Source organism: Neisseria sp. HMSC065D04 (assembly GCF_001815675.1).
In the GTDB taxonomy this organism is placed as follows: Bacteria; Pseudomonadota; Gammaproteobacteria; order Burkholderiales; family Neisseriaceae; genus Neisseria.
The window spans coordinates 5641-26277 of sequence record NZ_KV821548.1 but is presented as its reverse complement, the minus strand read 5'-3'; the positions used below and the strand labels follow the sequence as shown (position 1 = coordinate 26277).

Annotated in this window: 16 protein-coding genes; 10 read left to right on the top strand and 6 right to left on the bottom strand. The window is 46.2% G+C overall.

The annotated features are described in order from the left end of the window. The 6 genes from HMPREF3050_RS11410 to HMPREF3050_RS11380 form a co-directional block, all read left to right on the top strand. The coding region (locus tag HMPREF3050_RS11410; RefSeq protein ID WP_141758448.1) for a DUF2345 domain-containing protein at positions 1-452 on the top strand (452 nt) is incomplete at its 5' end. Beyond that, positions 449-2068, top strand: a complete 1620-nt coding sequence (locus tag HMPREF3050_RS13850; protein WP_094113401.1) for a LysM peptidoglycan-binding domain-containing protein — start codon at positions 449-451, stop codon at positions 2066-2068. The genes HMPREF3050_RS11410 and HMPREF3050_RS13850, both read left to right, overlap by 4 nt. Beyond that, complete coding sequence (locus HMPREF3050_RS13845) at positions 2052-2519, top strand: lysozyme inhibitor LprI family protein (protein ID WP_094113400.1); 468 nt, start codon at positions 2052-2054, stop codon at positions 2517-2519. Before HMPREF3050_RS13850 ends, HMPREF3050_RS13845 begins: the two co-directional genes overlap by 17 nt. 15 nt (positions 2520-2534) lie before the next feature. Next, positions 2535-5015, top strand: a complete 2481-nt coding sequence (locus HMPREF3050_RS11395; protein ID WP_349267288.1) for an RHS repeat-associated core domain-containing protein — start codon at positions 2535-2537, stop codon at positions 5013-5015. Next, positions 5012-5572: a hypothetical protein gene (locus tag HMPREF3050_RS11390; protein WP_141758447.1), complete on the top strand. Its 561-nt coding sequence runs from the start codon at positions 5012-5014 to the stop codon at positions 5570-5572. The genes HMPREF3050_RS11395 and HMPREF3050_RS11390 overlap by 4 nt, the downstream gene beginning before the upstream one ends. Before the next feature lie 1043 nt (positions 5573-6615). After that, the gene (locus HMPREF3050_RS11380) at positions 6616-7128 is read left to right on the top strand and encodes a hypothetical protein (protein WP_070774863.1); all 513 of its coding nucleotides are present in this window, start codon (positions 6616-6618) and stop codon (positions 7126-7128) included. Positions 7129-7377: 249 nt separating this feature from the next. On the opposite strand, the gene HMPREF3050_RS11375 is transcribed toward HMPREF3050_RS11380, so the two are convergent. The 6 genes from HMPREF3050_RS11375 to HMPREF3050_RS11350 form a co-directional block, all read right to left on the bottom strand. Continuing rightward, positions 7378-8382: a quinone-dependent dihydroorotate dehydrogenase gene (locus HMPREF3050_RS11375; RefSeq protein WP_070774862.1), complete on the bottom strand. Its 1005-nt coding sequence runs from the start codon at positions 8380-8382 to the stop codon at positions 7378-7380. 131 nt (positions 8383-8513) lie between these two features. Then, a complete protein-coding gene (locus HMPREF3050_RS11370) occupies positions 8514-9044 on the bottom strand; it encodes an alpha/beta hydrolase (RefSeq protein ID WP_070774861.1) in 531 nt (176 codons plus the stop codon). 10 nt (positions 9045-9054) lie between these two features. Beyond that, complete coding sequence (locus HMPREF3050_RS11365) at positions 9055-9399, bottom strand: hypothetical protein (RefSeq protein ID WP_003758275.1); 345 nt, start codon at positions 9397-9399, stop codon at positions 9055-9057. After that, positions 9386-10165: an exodeoxyribonuclease III gene (locus tag HMPREF3050_RS11360; RefSeq protein ID WP_003758273.1), complete on the bottom strand. Its 780-nt coding sequence runs from the start codon at positions 10163-10165 to the stop codon at positions 9386-9388. The genes HMPREF3050_RS11365 and HMPREF3050_RS11360 overlap by 14 nt, the downstream gene beginning before the upstream one ends. Positions 10166-10543: 378 nt before the next feature. Next, complete coding sequence (locus HMPREF3050_RS11355; protein WP_070774860.1) at positions 10544-11317, bottom strand: transferrin-binding protein-like solute binding protein; 774 nt, start codon at positions 11315-11317, stop codon at positions 10544-10546. 179 nt (positions 11318-11496) lie between these two features. Further along, positions 11497-12135 carry a DUF2961 domain-containing protein gene (locus tag HMPREF3050_RS11350; protein WP_070774859.1) on the bottom strand — a complete coding sequence of 213 codons (639 nt, stop codon included), beginning with the start codon at positions 12133-12135 and terminating at the stop codon, positions 11497-11499. A 128-nt stretch (positions 12136-12263) separates the two neighbouring features. Between HMPREF3050_RS11350 and hrpA the strand changes: the two genes are divergently transcribed. The 4 genes from hrpA (at position 12264) to HMPREF3050_RS11325 (ending at position 20411) form a co-directional block, all read left to right on the top strand. Continuing rightward, entirely contained in the window at positions 12264-16604 is a 4341-nt protein-coding gene (gene hrpA, locus HMPREF3050_RS14925) for an ATP-dependent RNA helicase HrpA (RefSeq protein WP_094113398.1), read from the top strand. 75 nt (positions 16605-16679) lie between these two features. Next, positions 16680-17873, top strand: coding sequence for an ATP-binding protein (locus HMPREF3050_RS11340; protein WP_168166272.1), 1194 nt, complete (start codon positions 16680-16682; stop codon positions 17871-17873). Continuing rightward, the gene (locus HMPREF3050_RS11335; protein WP_070774857.1) at positions 17870-18649 is read left to right on the top strand and encodes an HNH endonuclease; all 780 of its coding nucleotides are present in this window, start codon (positions 17870-17872) and stop codon (positions 18647-18649) included. The genes HMPREF3050_RS11340 and HMPREF3050_RS11335 overlap by 4 nt, the downstream gene beginning before the upstream one ends. 256 nt (positions 18650-18905) lie before the next feature. After that, positions 18906-20411: an SWIM zinc finger family protein gene (locus tag HMPREF3050_RS11325; RefSeq protein ID WP_094113396.1), complete on the top strand. Its 1506-nt coding sequence runs from the start codon at positions 18906-18908 to the stop codon at positions 20409-20411. Positions 20412-20637: the final 226 nt, after the last annotated feature.

The window sequence follows — 20637 nt, the reverse complement described above, 5'->3', positions numbered from 1 at the left end:
ATGACGAGCTGCAGCTGAATGCGCTGAAGGATGCGGTACTGACCAGTAGTTCAGGGAAAATTACCATTGCGGCGAAGGAAGAGATACTGATTACCTGCAAGGGGGCGTATATCAAACTGGCGAACGGGGAGGTGGAGATTGGGAGTCCGAAGTTGGTGCGGGTGAAGGCGCCGATTGAGGTGAGTGGGGTAAAAGGGATAAATTATCCATTACAAAATATTCCACCTTTGCAAGTATTCAGTAATAAGCTAGATCTTTATGATGTTTTTGGTCCTTCCAATGTTCAAATCCCCTTTACCATAATGGGTAATAAAGATAGGGAAAGTCAGCACGGAATTCTTGACAAAATGGGCCGAACCAGCAGGATATATTCGGACAAAGCTGAAACAGTAAAAATTTTTGCAGGCAATGCAACTTTATTACCCGGTAAAGAAAGTGAGGAAAACAAATGAATCAATACCGTTTTGAATTTTTGAATGATAACAATGCTCCCATGGCTAAATGCCGCTACCAAATCATGCAAAATGACTCCATACTGTATCAAGATATTGCCGATGGAAACGGCAGAGCAGCATTTAATTCCGAATTAGTGGCTGGGAAAAAGATTCGAGTACGCTTTTGGGCGGAAGGACAACGACAAGATGCTGCATTCAGTACCGAGCCCTTTTATTGGACAGAAAATGTCATAACGCAGCCGATCAAGGCTCCCAAGGTATACGAAGTTAAGCTTCGGGAGACACAGAACAAAAACAACGAACCAGCAAACTACCGGCAGGCGTTTTATGAAGTGCAGGCAGGAGATACGTGGGAAGGAATTGCTAAAAAATGCAATACTAATGCCTCGTCAATTAAATTTCTTAACAACTTACCCGATGATAGTACCCTCCCGGAAGTTGGAGATGCGTTACTGTTGCCGCAGGGGGCAGAAAGACCATTGGATTCTGGCAGCCCTTCGGATAAAGAAGTGATTGAGAGCCACTCAAATGAACCACAAAACGATTCGCTGAAAGGGTTGGACGAAAAAACACCCGGACCAGAACAGGATAAACCATCTATATTGCCACAAGAGGTTGCTCCTTCTGTTGCTGAAAATCAGCCTGAGCATCCGTCTACAATTGTGGAAAATAAGAAACCTGAAGCTAAGAAGAAAAAGGATACGATTGGTGATTTGTTAAAAGAATTGGATGAAGAAAAATCTAAACAGAAAAAGGATGATCAGCCTATATTGCCACAAAGTGCAGAACCTGTAGGGCAGGGGCAACCTGAACAGCCTGTCAATACGAACCTGATAGCTGATAAGGGAGAAAAACCAACAGAAAAAAAAGATTCTGAACCTAACCAGGAAGACTCGGATATTCAGAAAGGGAGGGGAAGGAGTGGGAGACCTGTAACATGTGTTCGAAAAAAAATACCTCTTGAATGTCAAATTGAAGTTATTAGATTTAGTACCTCAAAAGGTGAATATGTTATTTCTAAACAATTATGGGATTTCATTTTATCTGCAGAAGGGTATGAAGCACAGCCATATGTTCCAACGGGGTCTAGTGGAGTTACATTAGGATATGGTTATGATTTAGGTCAACAAAAAAAAGATAAAATGTATCAAGAGTTAAGCTCATATTATACAAATGATCAATTAAAAAGATTAGAAGAGGCAATAGGAAAACGAGGAAATGCGGCAAGAAAAATTGTAGGAAAATTTAGTGATATCACTATAACTAGAGAAAAAGCAAAAAGGTTAGCTATTTTAGTAAAAAGAAGATATGCAGAAGACACTGTTTCTATATACCCGGAAATACTTAATTATCATCCTCATTGTCAAGGAGCAATCTTATCATTAGTTTATAATAGAGGAAATCAATTAATAGATAAACCTGATCATAAGCCACGGGGAGATATGAGAGATATACAATCTGCTTTAAAACAAAATAGAGGAAATGATATACCAAAATATTTGAGAGCAATGAAGCGTCTATGGAGCCCTAAAAAAGAAAGGGGTTTAATAATACGCAGAGAGGGAGAAGCTGAATGGTTTGAAAAAGGATTGCGTTGTGATTGTTTTAAATAATAGAACATTATTTGTTGTTATTTCTATAATTCCAATTATAGCATTTGGTAAATCACCTGAAACGGTTATCGATAACGATGCATTAAATAAACCATGCTATATAAATAGCATCAAACAGGAGGATCTTATTGTATGTTTTTCTAAATCATATTTACTGGCACAAAAAAGATTAAATAATAATTATTTAATTGCAAAAAAACAGAAAAATATAAATATAAAAAATTATTTAATTCGACAACAAATAAAATGGAATAAAAGCAAATTTGATCAATGTGTATTATTACCAGAAAGAGAAGCTGGAAGAGAGGAAGTGTTTGAGTATTTACAATGTGTAACTAATGCTGTTTTAGCGCAAAATGCCTATCTAGAAGAAACTTATATCTGCGATAATAATCCGTGTCAATTTAAAGAATTATATTTCTTTAAAACTGTGGGATCTGATGTAGATTAGTAAGCTGTAGTTGCTATTGCCATCCAAAGCGATAGCAAAGGCAATGCAACCCGTTACCGTTACAACAAGAATGGGCAAATTACCCAAATTACCGATGCAAAAAACAATACTTATACTTTCGAATATGACCAGTACCACCGCCTGAACACTCAAACCGACTGTTCCGGTCAGCAAACCCGCTATACCTATAACGATGAGGGCAAACTCGAAAGTATTACCGATGCAGCCGGCCACACCACGCGCTACCATTACCAAAACGGAGAACCATTGCGTACCGACTATCCGGATGGCAGTAGCAAACACTTCAGCTACGATCACGCTGGTCGACTGAGTGTTCTGACTGATGCCGAAGGCAACCGTACCGCCTACGATTACGACAATGACAGCAAACCAACCGTCCGCTACAACGCGCTGGGTGGTGCATTCCAATACCGTTACGACACCGTAGGTCGTCTGAAAACCCTCGTCAACGAAAACGGCGACAACTATACCTTCGAATACGATGAGCGCGACCGCCTGATTCGCGAGACCGGCTTTGACGGCAAAATGACACGTTACACCTACAACCCTGCCGGCGAACTCATACGCGAAGAAGAATACGCGTCTGGGAACATTGACGTGCGTACTCGCCCGATACGGACGATCACCTACCACCGCGACCGTATCGGCCGTATCCGTCAGAAAGACAGTCATCTGGACGGCGGAGAAATCCTGAGCACCCACTACCGCTATGACAAACTTAACCGTCTGATCCAAGCACACAACGCCCATAGTGAGCTTCGCTTCGGCTATGATCACAACGGACTGATTAAAGAACAGCTCATCCACTTGGGTAGCCCCCTTGCGTCGGGTATTAGCCGTTCACAATCCAAAGATGTCACTGCACAGATTACCGAACACCGTTACGACGTATTGGGCAACCGCACCCAAACCATCCTGCCTACAGGTGAAGTTTTAAACCGCCTGTATTACGGCAGCGGACGCCTGCACCACATTAACCTCGACGGCACCACCCTTGCCGACATCGAGCGCGACGCTCTGCATCGCCCAGTCGAGCGGACTATCGGCAAGTTGAATACCCAATTTCAACTTGACCCATTAGGTCGTCTGAAACAACAAATCGCCCAACCGAACGGTCACAACAAAGCAGACCCTGCCGTCCTTATCGGCCGCCGTTACCAATACGACACTATCGGCAACCTCGTCCGTACCGACGATCAAACCAACGGCAGCAGGGATTACATCTATGACGCACTGGGCAGAATTACCCAAAGCGCAGACGAGCACTATCGCTACGACCCCGCCCACAACCTTACCGACGGAAGCAGAATCAGTGGCAACCGCCTTACCCAATACAAAGGCATCAGTTACCGCTACGACCCGTTGGGCAACCTGGTCGAAAAACAGCAGAATGACGGTAAAATCCAACATTACCGCTACAACGCCGATAACCAACTGACCGAAGCCGAAATCCATTGCCCCGGACAAAACGCTGTCTTATACCGCTACCGCTACGACCCCATAGGTCGCCGCATAGCAAAAGTTCATCCAGACGGCAACGAAATCCAATACCTGTGGGACGGCAGCCGCTTGTTACAGGAGTACCGCAAAGACCGCACCTACACCTATATTTATACCGAAGACCGAAACTATGAGCCCCTTGCCCAAATCACCACCTACAATGGCTCAGATAAAGCACGAGAAATCCTGTATTACCACAACGATCAAATCGGTATCCCGCGAGAGATGACCGATGAGGAAGGCAATATTGTTTGGAGCGGTGACTATAGCGGCTGGGGCAAACTGACCCAAGAAGGTCGTCTGAAACTGGATATACATCAACCCTTCCGTCTGCAGAATCAGCATTATGATGAAGAAACTGGGCTACATTACAACTTCTTCCGCTACTATGATCCGGAGATTGGGCGGTTTACGCAGCAGGATCCGATTGGTTTAATGGGTGGAGGGAATCTTTATGTATTTGCACCTAATAATCAACAATGGATTGACCCTCTTGGCTTAAATTCTCTTGCCCAATGCCTCAATCCTGCGAATACGATACAATGTGCGGAAGCAGGAATGATTTCGGCTCCTCCAGTAACGGCACCAACAACAGTAGGAGGAGTTACAAAAGGAGCTCTTGCAACAGGTACAGGTATAGCAGCGATCTCCATATCGAAAGTAAGTCCTGATGCCATCGCCTTATCAAATGCTCATAATTCTGGTCAAAATTATGGTGGTAATTGCACGCCCAAAGAGCATCGCGCTCTAACTGCCATGAAAATGAGTTTCTGCAATGCTCCACGCAGCTGTCAAAAAAAATCTCTAACTGATCAAAGTGAAATAGCTGTGCGAGAATCATTTGCTTTAGGGTGTGCTCAAATTCGTTCGAAAATAAATAACAAGTGCTTTGCTGGCGGAGACCAAATACATCGTGATGAAGAGAAAGAAGCTTGGGACGTATGGGCAACTTGTCGTGCAAAGTTAAAATTATGAACACAATATTAGATTTTACAGATATAAATAAAATGACAAGAATTATCCAGGAAAAATTTCCTAGTTCTTTTGTATTATATTCATTAAATAATGAAGAAATTCAAAAATTTAATTCCTATGAAATAAATACTATTGAAATCTTCAATAATAAAACTTGGTTGGATATTCTAAAAAATTATAACTATCTGGATTGTAATCAACTAATTGACGGTACTTATCCTTCATTATATCCACCTAGCACTATATTTTGCGATATTCCTTATGATCATTTTATTAAAAAATTTATATTTAATTTTACAGGATTATTCTATATTGGTGCTTTAATAGAAACAAATAATAATCAAGAAAATGGAAACTACTGTTTTACAATTTGCAAGTTTATGGATTTAGGTAGCCTTTATTATAATGAGGATAGGGACAGGTTTACTGAGTTGATTGATTTATACAATGATGAACAGTTATTGATTATATCCAGTTTAATGATTTATCTAGAAAATTTTGTGGATATCTCATTTATTGGTAAAAAATATTGGCACTTTATTCATAATAATTTATAAAACAACAAGTATGGGTTAATTTGAAAACCTAACCTATGAGCTAACTTGTTAGTTTGGTGTGTCTGACTAATCTACTTACCCTTTCTAATTTCCCTACTGATGAAATGAGTAATCGTAGGTTGGATTGATAAACCAACTTTCAAAACGGTCGTCTGAAAAACTTTTAGACGACCTAATTTATGTACTTACAGTAGCACCAACATTTCTACGAAGAAAATGGTTAGTTTGTTATCCAATTCAGTAAGCGTAGGTTGGGTTAAAAACCTAACTTTCACAAAGGTCGTCTGAAAAACTTTCAGACGACCTAAAATACATTCTCTAACACTGAAAAGCAAAGATGTGGCTAATTATCTAGATTACTGCCTATAAAGAATCTCAACGCTACAAGAAAGAACAATAAATGAAAAACTTATTTTATTGGCTATTGACACTTCTTTTCCCCTATTTGATTATATATTTGGCACTCGGAGACACCATTTATCTTTTTCTGAAAGCAGGGTATATCGGATTGCCATATTGCTTCCCCTATATTTTTAAAACAGGCATACTGCAAGGTATATTATTTCTCATATTTTTCTTAGGTTTAATAGTTGTTTTATTTGCCAAAGGATTAAATTTGAGAAAGAAAATCTTAGGGAAAGTATTCGTTTCCACATCCCTATTCTTATGGTTTCTTTTAGGGTTTATATGCCTAGGGATTCATATGTGAATTTATTGAAATGACTGACTCAATTGAAAATTGGAAAGTATCTGCTTCGGGCTATACCTAGGACTTTTAACTACGAAACCTGAGTTTTATTCCAATCTAAATGTTTCTCGAAAAATGTAATTCAGCAGCAACTACATTCCTCAAATACCATTCACAATGCGGGCTGCTGTTCTGGTAATAATGCCTGCAATAAATAGTTTCGATGAGTTATTTGGCTTGTCCTGGCTTAGGCGGCTTTCCCTCATAGTAATCAATCTTGCTTGAATTGAACTTCCCTAATTATCCGTGACAGTCCTTTGATTAAAACAGCAATTCGTCTTTAAAAGGTGCATCCATGAAGAAATTTATTAAATTAGCTTTAATATCTTTAGGCACACTATCTGCAATCATATTTATACCATTAATGATATTAATGTTCAGCTATGATCAACATGATGATAATTATTACAAAACTCCTGATGAGTTTTTAAATTCCAAGTCATTTTCATGGTACATTGATATTTTTCCTAAAAGCAGTAGCAATATATTCTTGAGGACTTTTGTTGAAACAAGTGAAATGATTGTGATTTTTGAAGCAAATACAGCGGATGAAATCCCCCTTTCCCAACTTTATCCTATAACCTCTAAAGGGATAGACTATTTAAAAGACTTCAATCTTCCAACTTCCCAAATACAACCTTTTTTGGATAATGGTAAATTATATTGTTATTTTTATTCAAACAACTCTCCTTATTTGGTCAGTAAATACTATTCAAACAATCCTGATCTAGTACATTATATGTTTACATCACTCCGATCCGAGGAAGCTTTAGAGCTTTGTCCTTCAAATACTGTTAAAACACATTAGATCAATCCTGATTCAAATACCATCTCGGGCTTAGGATTCAAAAAATTATTATATTTTCTAGATATAATAAAATATAAAAAATGAATTTATTGATGTTACTTATTCATGACCCATTTTTTAATTTTATAGAAACGATTTTATAGTAAACATAAATTGAGTTGAAAGCCCAAATCTCAAAAAGGTCGTCTGAAAACCGTTTAAATCCAGTTAAACCGGTTTTCAGACGACCTTTTGTGTTGGAAATCGTGCTTACTTCAATGCTGCCAGACATTCCTTCACCAATGCCGGACCTTTATAAATCATGCCGCTGTACACTTGGACGGCGGTTGCGCCGAGGCGGATTTTTTCTGTGGCGTCCTTGCCGTTCATGATGCCGCCTACGCCGATAATCGGCAGCTTGCCGTCTATGTGTCCCGCCAATGTTTTCAGCACTTGGTTGCTTTTTTCGCGCACGGGCAGACCGCTTAAACCGCCCTGCTCGCCTGCTAGCGGATGGCTGCCGAGGCTTGATTTGTCGATGGTGGTATTGGTGGCGATGATGCCGTCCATTTCGACGGATTTGACAACGTGAGCGATGTCTTCGATTTGTGCTTCATCTAAATCGGGGGCAATTTTGACGGCGAGCGGGACGTATTTTCCGTGCGCGGCGGCAAGCTGCGCCTGTTTATTTTTCAGGGCTTCGAGTAGCGCGCTCAGTTCGTCGCCGCCTTGCAGTGCGCGGAGGTTTTTGGTGTTGGGCGAAGAAATATTAACGGTAATGTAACTTGCGTGTGCGTAGGCTTTTTCGAGGCAGATTAAATAGTCGTCGGCGGCGTTTTCGATGGGGGTTACGGCGTTTTTGCCGATGTTGATGCCCAACACGCCTTGATAACGGCTTTTTTCGATGTTTTGAATCATGGCATCTATGCCGTGGTTGTTGAAGCCCATGCGGTTGATGATGCCTTGGTGTTCGGGAACGCGGAAGAGGCGCGGCTGTGGGTTGCCGGGCTGCGGTTTGGGCGTTACCGTGCCGATTTCGAGGAAGCCGAAGCCGAGCGCGCCCAATGCGTCTATGTATTCGCCGTTTTTGTCGAGTCCGGCAGCAAGACCGACGGGGTTGGGCAGGTTGATGTCCATGAGTTTGACGGGCTTGGTGCGGTTGTCGGAAATCGGAAGTAAACCGAGTTTGTATACTTTGTTGAGCGCGTCGAGGGTGAAATGGTGGGCTTTTTCGGCATCGAGTTTGAACAGCAGGCTGCGGGCTAGGGAATACATGGGATTCTTTCGGATAATTGGCAAACCGCCGTATTTTACCCGAAACTGTTACCTGCCTGCGAAAAGGTCGTCTGAAACCTGATTTCCAGTTTCAGACGACCTTTTCTGTTTTATCCTTGCAAGTGTTTTGTTCAACTCAAGAGCATTTCCTGCATCAGCTTCATGCCCCATTGCCAGCCGCCGAGTGCGCCGTTGAGCGTGCCAGAGTGTGGCGACAGGAGGAGGCGGGCGTTCCACAGGTTTGCCCGTTCTTCCGCCCAGTTGCGCGGCGTGCCGTTTTGTTCAGCGATGACAAGCGCGGTGCGGCAGGGGCAACGGACGCGCCGGAAGGTGTGTATTTTATCGTCGGAGAAGGCTTCGGGGCGCGGCGACACGAGGATGATGTTGACGATTTTTTTCTGCGTCAGGATGTCGGTTTGGTAGAGCCACGCCAGAAAAGCGGATACGCCTGCGCCGTGTGCGACGACGGCGATGTGTTCGCCGCTGATGCCTTCAAACGCTGTTTGAATATTTGCCTGCCATTGGGCGATGCTTTGATTGGTGGAAGCGGCAGCGGTTTGGACGACGGGATAGCTGACCGCCCAGCGGTCTATCCACATTTCTGCTTCGTCCGCGTCGCGTATCAAGAAAAGCGTCAGGTCTTCGAGTTCGAAAGTTCGCATTTCAGACGACCTATTTGAGCAAATCGTTGAGCGTAAAGGTAATCAAGAGCACGGCGGGGACACTTAAAACGGCGCAGGTGGCGAGGCAGATCAGGATGTTGGCAATCAACCGCCAGCCTTTCCAGCCGAAACATTTGGCGGCAATCAGGAGGCAAGGCAGCGAAAACAGCAGCCACACCAACGCCCAAAGCGGATTGGCGCGGGTCATTTCAACCCAGCCGGACATCCGCGCCAGCATGAATATCGTCCACACCAGCATAGGCAATACAAACGCGGCGACCACCCATGCCGCGCCTATGCCGGTTTTACCGTTCACATTCCAATCGTATTTGCCGAAAACTTTATTGGGCAGCATAGTCATACTCCACGACCAAAGGTGCATGGTCGGAAAATTTCTCGTCTTTATAAACATGCGCGGATACCGCTTTGGCGGCGAGTTCGGGCGTAACCATCTGATAGTCGATGCGCCACCCGACATCTTTCGCATACGCCTGCCCGCGGTTGCTCCACCAAGTGTAGCCCGGATTGTCGGGATAGAGCGTGCGCCACATATCCGTCCAGCCGAGCGTATGGATGACTTTGCCTATCCATTCGCGCTCTTCCGGCAGGAAGCCTGAATTTTTCTGATTGCCTTTCCAGTTTTTCAGGTCGATGTTTTGGTGGGCGATGTTCCAGTCTCCGCAGACGACAATGTCGCGCCCTTCCGCTTTCATGGCTTCAAGCATGGGATAGAACGCGTCTAAAAAACGGTATTTCAATTCCTGCCGCTCCGGCGCGCTGGTGCCGCTGGGCAGATAAAGCGAAATCACCGACAACTTGCCGAAATCGCAGCGCACAAACCGCCCTTCCCTGTCGAATTCTTCAATGCCCATACCGATTTGCACATTGTCAGGCGCGCGTTTGCTGTACACCGCTACGCCGCTGTAACCGCGTTTCTCAGCGCAATGCCAATGGCCGTGCATCCCGTGCGGATTCTTCATTTCGTCGGACAAATCGGCTTCCTGCGCTTTGAGTTCCTGCACGCAGACGATGTCCGCGCCCGATGCGGCGATGTATTCGTAAAATCCTTTTTTGTAGGCGGAGCGGATGCCGTTGACGTTGGCAGAGATGATTTTCAGCATAATTTTGTGCTTTGGAATATTAGTTTGAGAAGAAAAACGGATTGTAACCGATATAGAGGAATCGCTACAAAACCGCTCTTTCTTTTCACTGCAACTGCTTGTGAACGCTTCAACATTACCTTTGCGGACCAACCATAAAAATAGGTCGTCTGAAAACGGATAACCAACCCGTTTTCAGACGACCTTTCCCCTTGGGGTGGTTCGACGATTCAAAATTCTGCGCTTTTTTCGTTTTTAAATACTTTCTGCTTGAGTAACAAGGCCCGTAAGATGACCAACTTTACCGTGCCGCTGCTACACATTTGATATTTATGCCGAAAGTCGTGAAATTTTGAGTGTCTGCACCCCTTGTAAAAAAGTAAATGCAACTTTCACTTTTTATTGTTTTTGGCCGGCAAACGTCCCTACGATTTTACCGACCTGATAAACACCGGCTGTCTCTGCGGCTGCGGAACCGAAGAAACCGCCGTGTATTTCTGCCGTCGGGGTGACGGAAGAAAATCTGTTGCCGTTGATATCCGCATCAACGGTGAGCGTTTTGTTGAAATAGCCGAGGCTGCCGCTGACTTTTTTGCTTTCGAAATCGGCAGTCAGACGGCCTGTACCGTATGCCTGCGCCAGAGTACCGCGCACGCTGACGGTCGATACGTCGTAAACCGCCTGTCCGATTTTCGGCATTTCTGCTTCACGGGTAAAATTACCGTTGAAGAAAGCGTAATTGTTTTGCGATTCGGTCTTCACGATGCCGGCAACCGCATCGGGTGTGCTGTGGTGCAGGACGTAATTGCCGCCAAAATTGGCAAGGCGTTTATTCTCCGAACCGCCGACGCTGTCCCGCCAGCCGTTTTTAAAACTCTCGCCTTGTACGGCTGCAAGATCGACCTCTACGCCTTCGACGGTAATCTTGTTCCAATCGGCATGATTGAATGCCACTGCGGAATCAGAAGCATTGGTTCCGCTGAAAAATTGTTTGCCGGATTCCGGTTTTTCCGACTTCGCAGCTACCGGCAATGCGGAAGCTGCGTCTGCCGAGGGCAGGGCTTGGGCAGATTTTGGAGCCTGTGTCGGCGTGGATTGCGTACTGGGGGAAGAGCTGCCGCCACCGCAGGCAGATAAGGCTGCAACACACATCAAAGCAAGATATTTTTTCATAATTTTGTTCTTAAAATTGTTATCTGACGAAGACAGGAACGCATTCTAAGCACAATCAATATGACTTTGTAATAAATATGCCAAACGAGCATTTTTTACGACCAACGGCAATAATAAAGGCCGTCATAAAGCACTCATTTACTTTTCAGACGACCTTCTAACGACCTTTTTATCAGTGTTCAGCTACATTGTTGGCGCAAAGCTTTGTCACGCTCCATCTGCACATTAATCTTATTCACCAAGTCCTTATCCAACAATTGGCTCTCATAATGATCCTGCACCGCATCCAAAGTTTGGATACAGGCGGCTTTGTTGTTTGCCTGACGGTAAGCATCGGCAGCATCGTTGGCGGAGGTCACTGTTTCAATCGGATTGAGGAAATCGCCGCACTGTTTCAGATAATTTTGTTTGATGTCCGCAGCCTGTTCGAATTTTCCTGAACGTAAGGTCGTCTGAAAACGGTTTTCCATCTTTTTGACACCTTGTTGCGAACAAACCTGCGGCAGTTTGTAATACTCCGACGGGAAAGATACGCCCGCGCCGCAATAATTTTCGCAGCCCTCGGCATCCACTTTCACCTCATCCCCCTTGAATTGGAACGATATTTGGCAGCCTTCCCCATCTTTCCAAACCTTATTCTTATCCATTTTGCCTTGCGCGCCACATATATGCCCGCGTTCGTTGGCAGATTCAATATTGAACTGATTGCCGTTGATTTTCAGCCAGTCGTGGGCAATGGGCTGTTTCGTTCTGTACTCCGCGGCAAATGCCACGCTGCCCATACTCATTGCCAAAACCAAACATAAAATCTTTTTCATAGATATTCCTTTTCATTAAACAATACAGCCTGCCTGCAAAAGAGGGCTCCATAGTACCCATACCGATTAGGCAAAGCCAGTTTGCTATAATACTACCATTTTTATTCTCACCGACATCCGCCCGTACCATGCCCCATCCCGACTTCTCCCAAACCCTCTCCAAAGACCGCCATTTCCTACGTTCCGCCTTCAAAAATCCCAACAAATACGGCGGCTTGTCCAAAGTCGAAGAAAAATACCGAAAATCGCACGAAATTTTTTTGAAGCGTTTGGCCGCATTGCCAAAACCCGAGTTCGACAACACTCTGCCCGTTCACGAAAAGCTCGAAGAAATCAAAAAAGCCATTGCTGAAAATCAGATAACGATTATTTGCGGCGAAACCGGTTCGGGCAAAACCACGCAGCTGCCCAAGATTTGTCTGGAACTCGGGCGCGGGGCGGCGGGGCTGATCGGGCATACCCAGCCGCGCCGTTTGGCGGCGCGTTCGGTGGCAGAGCGGATTGCTGAAGAGTTAAAATCAGAAATCGGCAGCGCGGTGGGCTATAAAGTGCGCTTTACCGACCACACATCGCGCGATGCCTGCGTCAAGCTGATGACCGACGGCATCCTGCTGGCGGAAACCCAGACCGACCGTTATCTCGCCACCTACGACACGATTATCATCGACGAAGCGCACGAGCGCAGCCTGAACATCGACTTCCTGCTGGGCTACCTGAAACAACTCCTGCCGCGCCGCCCCGATTTGAAAGTCATCATCACCTCGGCCACGATAGACGCAGAACGCTTCTCCCAACACTTCAACGGCGCGCCCGTACTGGAAGTGAGCGGGCGTACCTACCCCGTCGAAATCCTCTACCGCCCGCTGACCAGCAAAGACGAAGACGACGCGGAAGTAGAGCTGACCGACGCGATTGTCAATGCGGCGGACGAATTGGCGCGGTATGGCGAAGGCGATATTTTGGTGTTCCTGCCGGGCGAACGCGAAATCCGCGAAGCCGCCGAAGCCTTGCGCAAATCCACGCTGCGCCGCAACGACGAAATCCTGCCCCTGTTCGCACGCCTGTCGCACGCCGAACAGCACAAAATCTTCCACCCCACAGGCGCGAAACGCCGCATCGTGTTAGCAACCAACGTCGCCGAAACCTCGCTCACCGTGCCGGGCATCAAATACGTCATCGACACCGGCCTCGCGCGCGTCAAACGCTATTCCGCACGGGCAAAAGTGGAGCAGCTTCATGTAGAAAAAATCTCCCAAGCCGCCGCCCGCCAACGCTCCGGCCGCTGCGGACGCGTCTCCGCAGGCGTGTGTATCCGACTGTTTTCCGAAGAAGATTTCAATAGCCGCACCGAGTTCACCGACCCCGAAATCGTCCGCAGCAACCTGGCCGCCGTCATCCTGCGCATGGCAGCATTGAAACTGGGCGACGTAGCAGCATTCCCATTCCTCGAAGCGCCGGACCAGCGGTATATCAATGACGGGTTTCAGGTGTTGTTGGAATTGGGGGCAGTTAATGAACATAACGGACTGACCAAACTCGGCGAACAAATGGCGCGCCTGCCCATCGACCCGAAAATCGCACGCATTTTGTTAGCGGCGAAGAAACACGACTGCATGGCGGAAATATTGGTGATTGCGTCCGCGCTGTCGATTCAAGACCCGCGCGAGCGGCCGTTGGAAGCGCGCGATGCCGCAGCCAAGGCGCACGAGCGTTTTACCGACAAGCAGTCCGATTTCCTTGCCTATCTGAACATTTGGGACAGCTTCCAGCGCGAGCGCGACAAAGGCTTGTCCAACAAGCAGCTGGTGCAGTGGTGCCGCCAATATTTCCTGTCGCACCTGCGGATGCGCGAGTGGCGCGAGTTGCATCACCAGCTTGCCCAAACCGCGATTGAAATGGGTTTGACCACCAAGGAAGTCGCTTTCAGACGACCTCCCGAAGTCAGGCAGCTCACGTCGTCTGAAAATGCGGGCGATCAAGACCTATCCGCCAAACTCAAACAAAAACAACTGGATAAGAAGCAACACCGCGCTCAAATCCGCGCCGCCAAAGAAGCGGGCTACGAACAAATCCACCGCGCCCTGCTTACCGGCCTCATCGCCAACGTCGGCATGAAATCGCCCGACGGCAACGACTACACCGGCGCGCGCGGCAGCCGCTTCCACCTTTTCCCCGCTTCCGCCCTGTTCAAAGCCAAACCCAAATGGGTGATGGCGGCAGAACTCGTTGAAACGACAAAACTTTATGCCCGCGACGTGGCCGCCATCCAACCCGAATGGATCGAGCAGGAAGCGCCGCACCTCGTCCGCTACCACTATTTCGAGCCGCACTGGGAACAAAAACGCGGCGAAGTCATCGCCAGCGAACGGGTAACGCTCTACGGCCTGACCGTCCTGCCGCGCCGCCCCGTGTCCTACGGCAGAATCGCCCCCGAAGAAGCGCGCGAAATCTTTATCCGCAGCGCGTTGGTGGCGCAGGAATGCGATTTGAAAGCGGACTTTTTTGTCCACAACAAAAAGCTGATTAAGGAAATTAGTGAGTTGGAACACAAATCGCGTCGGCAGGATGTACTGGTCGATGACGAAGCGCTGTTCGCGTTTTATCACGAACGGCTGCCCGATTTTTATACGGCGGACGCGGTTTCAGACGGCCTGCATCCTACAAATCCGCAGCAAACTACCCCCTCCCCCGTGGGGGAGGGCTGGGGAGAGGGCAAAACAGTTGCCGCACAAACCAACTTTTCCGCAACCGCAGCAAGCCCTCTCCCTAACCCTCTCCCACAGGAGAGGGAACAGAGTGCCGCAGCTTCAACGGTTTCAGGCAGCCTGCACAACGTAGGGTGTGTGGCGCAAGCCACGCACGCGGATTCCAAAGATACGGGCAACCGCGTGCGTGAACCGAGTTCACCCACCCTACAAAACATTTCAGACGACCCCAAACCCAAAAAGCAGCCTGCACCCCCAAAAGGCCGTCTGAAACCCCTCCCCCTCGCCGACATCCGCACCTTCCAAGCCTGGCTCAAAACCGCCGAGCGCGACAACCCGCGCCTGCTGTTCCTCAACCGCGACGACCTCATGCAGCACGCCGCCGCGCACATCACCGAAGAACAATTCCCAAAACACTGGCAAACCGCAGACGGCAAATTCAAACTCAGCTACCGCTTCGAGCCGCACCACCCGCTCGACGGCGTTACCCTCACCCTGCCGCTCACCGTGCTCAACCGCATCAGCCCCGCCGCCCTCGAATGGCTCGTGCCCGGCATGATACGCGAAAAAATCCAGCTACAAATCAAAGCACTGCCCAAACAAATCCGCCGCATCTGCGTACCCGTGCCCGAATTCATCACCCAATTTTTAAGCCAAAACCCCGACCGCAACGCCCCCATCCTGCCCCAACTCGCCCAAGCCATCGCCAAAACCGCAGGCGACATCCGCATACTCGAGCAAATCAACCAAGACGAATGGGCCGCGTTCAGGCTACCCGAACACTGCTATTTCAACCTCCGCATCATCGACGACGGCGGACAAGAATTAGCCATGGGGCGCGATTTAATCCAAATCCAACAACAGCTTGGCAAAGCCGCCGCCACCACCTTCCGCGACAACACCCAAGAATTCGAGCGCGACAACGTTACCGCATGGGACATCGGCACCCTGCCCGAATCCATCAAATTCGCACGCGGCAAACAACAGCTCACCGGCTACCTCGGCCTGCAAAAAGAAAAAGACGGCCGCATCGCCCTGCGCCTGTTCGACACGTCTGCCGCCGCCGAACAAGCCCACAGGCTAGGCGTGATCGAACTCATGAAACTACAACTAAAAGAACAAGTTAAAGACCTGAACAAAGGCATCCAAGGCTTCACCCAAGCCGCCATGCTGCTCAAACACATCAACGCCGACACCCTGCGCGACGACCTCACCCAAGCCGTCTGCGACCGCGCCTTTATCGGCGAAGACGAGCTGCCGCGCAACGAAAAAGCCTTCAAAGAACAAATCAAACGCGCCCGCAGCCGCCTGCCCGCCGTCAAAGAAGCCCTCAGCCGCTACCTGCAGGAAACCGCCGCCGCCTACGCCGAACTCAACGGCAAACTCGGCAAACACCCGCTCACCCACCTCATGCGCCAACGCCTGCAAACCCTGCTCGCCGCCGGCTTCGCCACCCGCACCCCGTGGGCACAATGGCCGCGCCTCCCCATCTACCTCAAAGCCATGACCCTGCGCCTCGAAAAATACAGCGGCAACCCCGCCCGCGACGCAGCCCGCGAAGCCGATATTCAAGAGCTGGAACAAATGTGGCAGGAAAAAACCGACGGCTTGGTAAAACAAGGACAACCCATTTCAGACGACCTCGCCGCGTTTAAATGGATGATTGAAGAATTGAGAGTGTCGCTGTTCGCGCAGGAGTTGAAGACACCGTATCCGGTGTCGGTGAAGAGATTGTTGAAGGTGTGGGAAGGGTTGAATAAATAGTACGCAAAACCCTTTTTAAGCCACTTGAAATGTATGTTAGACTCAGTTTCATTTATATTTATTTTTGGAAATAACATGGATACTACTAATCAACAAAAAACTAAACGTAAAAAACGTTCAACGTATGAAACAAATACAAACAAACCTGATCCATTTTTAGAAAATAGACATTTTCATATTCTAAATGCTAACAATGGCAATGGGAAAACCACCTACTTAAGTAGTATAGCAAGGCATGAATTAAGGAATCTTAATTTAGATAATTGTAAATATTCAAATTTGATTTGCCTATCAGGAACTGCTTTTGACAAATTTGATAAATATACAACTTTTATAAAATACTTGAACAGTGTGGGTAAAAAAAATACTTTTTACTATTATACAGGCTATACCTCAAATAATAATATGTCTAGTCTTCAAATCCCTTTTAGGATCTTGTTTGAGGTTTTAAACAATCATTTAGAGAAAAATAAAGTTTACGATTTTAAACTACGAGAAGATTTTATAGCTAATAAACTTGCGGAGTTAGGATTTAATACTATTTTTACAGTTGAATTACAGAAAGCCGAGAGTACGCAAGGAAAGAAAGCAACAGAACAGGAAGTTGAAATAAACTTAAACAAAAATGGCATCAGAGAAATTATAAATTTTCTAAAAAACAATAAACTAGAGATTAAAGATATAATTTTTCAAAAACAAAAAAGTGGCAGAAAATTTTCAATTTATGAATTAAGCTCTGGAGAATACACTTTTTTACGAGCCCTATTTGTTTTAAGTCTGGCTATGCAGAAAAACTCTTTAGTAATCTATGATGAACCAGAGAATAGTTTACACCCAGAATGGCAATCACGATTAATTAAATACATAATTGAAATAGTTAATAAATTTGGAAATGGTGCTACTATTTTAATAGCAACTCATTCACCCTTAATTACAGCAAGTTTTTCAAATAAAAATGTAAAAGTTTCAGAGCATAATACAAATAATCCATTTAACTTTAAATGGATAGATTATAAATATTATGGCTGGTCTGCAAATTTAGTTTTAACAGAGCAATTTGATTTACAGTCAGCAAGGCCGACCGAATTCACTGACAAATTCAACGAAATATTAGAATATTATATTAAGAATGACTGGATTAATTTAGAAAATGCTATTAATTCTTTAGAGAGAAATGAGAACTTTTGTTTATCCAACAAAGATAATTTAAACTCTACTTATGAAGCAATAAAAAATGAATTACTTAAACATAAAGGTCATATTGAATGAATAAAGCTGATTTTGAACATTGTTATGGAAGGTCTTGTTTTTTAGAAAATGAGGAGAATGATGATTTAAAGAAAGTAATCCAAAATCATAAACAAGCAATCCAAAAGGTCTATTTTAAAAATCAAACACTACGATGGGTAACTAGTACTGTTAAACAATTGAGGGAAGATATAAAAAATATTTTAATAGAGCGGCAAAAAAATGGAGATGGTTTTCCAACTTGCCCATATTGCCGGCAAGCAATACGAAAAAAAGATGGAAAGAAGGGAGGGGCAGGAGTAATTGATCATATTCTTCCTAAAAGCAAGTATATTAATTTAATCTTTTCACCATACAATCTTATCCTTGCGTGTGAAAATTGTAATTCAATTTTAGCAAAAGGCAATAAGGATTTATTAGATAATACAGTATTATTTGATGAAGATATGTTTATTAAATTAGATAATAGAAAAGAAAATATACAACTATACTCTAATAATCAAGAAGTTTTTTTTAATAAAATCATTTCTTCTTGTACGTTAAAACCTAGAAGTGGGACATATTTATGGGTTCACCCTTATTATGATGAATATTTTGATTGTATAAAAATTGTTGCTTATGGTAATACTCTTTTGTATTCAGCAAATGAAAATGCATCGGATGAACAACAGAGGAAAGCCATTAAAATGATTACTGAACTGGGACTCTATGAAGGAGAAAGAAATGTAACAACTACGCAAGTAGATATTAATGCAATCAGTGGCAGTCACATACCTACTATAAGTGATTTGGAGTAGCCAACTATTACCTGTATACATACTTCCAGCAAGCCACAGCAAAACAAACCTGCATCCAGCTAAGTGCGTTCCTTCAGACATGGCGCGCTATCTTTCTAAAACTACTTCCCTTTCCAACCAAACCAAAGGTCGTCTGAACCCCATTTTCAGACGACCTTTTACCTCTTTGCAAAGCAAATCTTCCCGCCACCCTCTCCCCAAACGTTGCCCGAACCAGTAAACTTCTCATGTTTCAACAACTTCTTGGAAGCAAACCATGTCCGGTATCTACCTACCCCGCCTATTTCCGCCCCATATCGCCGAACGCGGACTGCTGTATTTTCAGCAGGGCAAGGTTCGCGATGTCCAAAAAACTTCCGCGGGGCGTTATCGGGCGGAGGTGTGCGGTTCGGAAAACTATTCGGTATGGCTGAAGCTGGATAGTGATTTGTACATTAAGGACGGGGGCTGCGATTGTCCTTATGGCTGGGCGTGCAAGCATATGGCGGCGTTATGGTATGCGGTGCGCGCTCAAACGCCGGACGGGCAGCCTGACGAATCTGAAGCGCAGCAGCCTAAAAAGGGTGGCAATCCGTATCGGCAGCAGCTCTCTCAAATCTTTTCCCGAACCCGATATTATGATTATTACGAAGCCGCCGACTTGGGCTTCAGGTTGCAAAACTGGTTGGAAGATGTGGCGCAGGAGGGGCCGGCGGCGTTGCAGCAGGCTTTGCCTCTGTTGATACCACGTTTGCAGGATGCTTTTGAAAAGGCGGACGATTCGGACGGTATGTTGGGCGATGCCATGTATATGGCAATCGACCTGCTGGAAGAGGCGGTCATGGAAAATGTCACTAAGCGTTTGATCAATTTTTTAGACAAATGCTTGGACGACAGCCGCTATTTTGATTTCTCGGAGGCAGGCAATAAAATCTACCAAATCCGCGCCCGAATCTGGCGGCTGCGCGGCGAATGGCAGGCGTGGCAAGATTATGTGGCTAAACGTTTGGCTGTTACCGAGTCGGGCTGGGAACATGAATTTTGGGCGCTCGAAGGCTGGCAGGTTTTGCAGGCGAAAGGCGATACTGCTGCCGCGCAGGATTTTTTCAGACGACATCTGCGCCTGCCGAAATTCAGACAAATTGCGGTAGAACAAGCAGTTGGGCAGCAAGATTGGGCGGAAGCGGAACGCCTCTTGCGCGAAGGCATCAGCATTGCCGAAGATGAAGGAACACTCGGCACAGCGCACAAATGGAAGCTGCAACTTTTTGATGTATTGAAGGAAACCGGTAAAAATGTACGCGAAATCGCAGCGGATTTGGCGTTTTCCACCAGCCTTTCATTGCCGCATTACGAGGCGTGGAAAGCCACGTTTTCCGCCGCCGAATGGCCGCACGAATTCAACCGCCTGCTTGCGCGCTTGTCGGGTCAATATTCGCTGCGGGCTGAAATATTGGAGCATGAACAGGAATTCGACCTGTTGCTCGCCCTATTGCAGCAACATCTTTCGTTGTACATGATGGAACGTTTTGCCCCGTCTTTTCCCGAGCCGTATCACGACCAAATCGTAGCTTGCTACCTGAAAATCTTTGCGGCTGAAATCAATAAGGCAAGCAACCGTAAGCAATACCGCCAGCTCTTCAACCAATTAAAGATCCTCCGCCGCCAATATTCCGCACAACGGCAGGCAATGGAAGACTTCGCCGACGAAATCAGGGAACGATATAGCGACAAACCGCGCCGGCCTGCGCTGTTGGAAGAGTTGGATCGGGCGGGGTTTTAGGGTGCGGGCTGTCTAATTTGGCAACGTCTCACATTCACACACCAGCAAATCACACAAACTTGGAATCTGCGTGCAGCCTTTCTAAACTCCCCCTTCCCTACCAAACCAAAGGTCGTCTGAAATCCGTTTTCAGACGACCTTTACGTCCGTAGGCAATGCTTTCCCGTATACCGCGCTCCAATCAGTTAAATCATGTATAGTGGATTAAATTTAAATCAGGACAAGG

Bases quoted from the DNA above. Each gene is read 5' to 3' on its own strand.
- HMPREF3050_RS13850 (WP_094113401.1), top strand. From the start codon at position 449: ATGAATCAATACCGTTTTGAATTTTTGAATGATAACAATGCTCCCATG.
- HMPREF3050_RS11390 (WP_141758447.1), top strand. From the start codon at position 5,012: ATGAACACAATATTAGATTTTACAGATATAAATAAAATGACAAGAATT.
- HMPREF3050_RS11380 (WP_070774863.1), top strand. From the start codon at position 6,616: ATGAAGAAATTTATTAAATTAGCTTTAATATCTTTAGGCACACTATCT.
- HMPREF3050_RS11375 (WP_070774862.1), bottom strand. From the start codon at position 8,382: ATGTATTCCCTAGCCCGCAGCCTGCTGTTCAAACTCGATGCCGAAAAA.
- HMPREF3050_RS11370 (WP_070774861.1), bottom strand. From the start codon at position 9,044: ATGCGAACTTTCGAACTCGAAGACCTGACGCTTTTCTTGATACGCGAC.
- HMPREF3050_RS11365 (WP_003758275.1), bottom strand. From the start codon at position 9,399: ATGCTGCCCAATAAAGTTTTCGGCAAATACGATTGGAATGTGAACGGT.
- HMPREF3050_RS11360 (WP_003758273.1), bottom strand. From the start codon at position 10,165: ATGCTGAAAATCATCTCTGCCAACGTCAACGGCATCCGCTCCGCCTAC.
- HMPREF3050_RS11355 (WP_070774860.1), bottom strand. From the start codon at position 11,317: ATGAAAAAATATCTTGCTTTGATGTGTGTTGCAGCCTTATCTGCCTGC.
- HMPREF3050_RS11350 (WP_070774859.1), bottom strand. From the start codon at position 12,135: ATGAAAAAGATTTTATGTTTGGTTTTGGCAATGAGTATGGGCAGCGTG.
- hrpA (WP_094113398.1), top strand. From the start codon at position 12,264: ATGCCCCATCCCGACTTCTCCCAAACCCTCTCCAAAGACCGCCATTTC.
- HMPREF3050_RS11340 (WP_168166272.1), top strand. From the start codon at position 16,680: ATGGATACTACTAATCAACAAAAAACTAAACGTAAAAAACGTTCAACG.
- HMPREF3050_RS11335 (WP_070774857.1), top strand. From the start codon at position 17,870: ATGAATAAAGCTGATTTTGAACATTGTTATGGAAGGTCTTGTTTTTTA.
- HMPREF3050_RS11325 (WP_094113396.1), top strand. From the start codon at position 18,906: ATGTCCGGTATCTACCTACCCCGCCTATTTCCGCCCCATATCGCCGAA.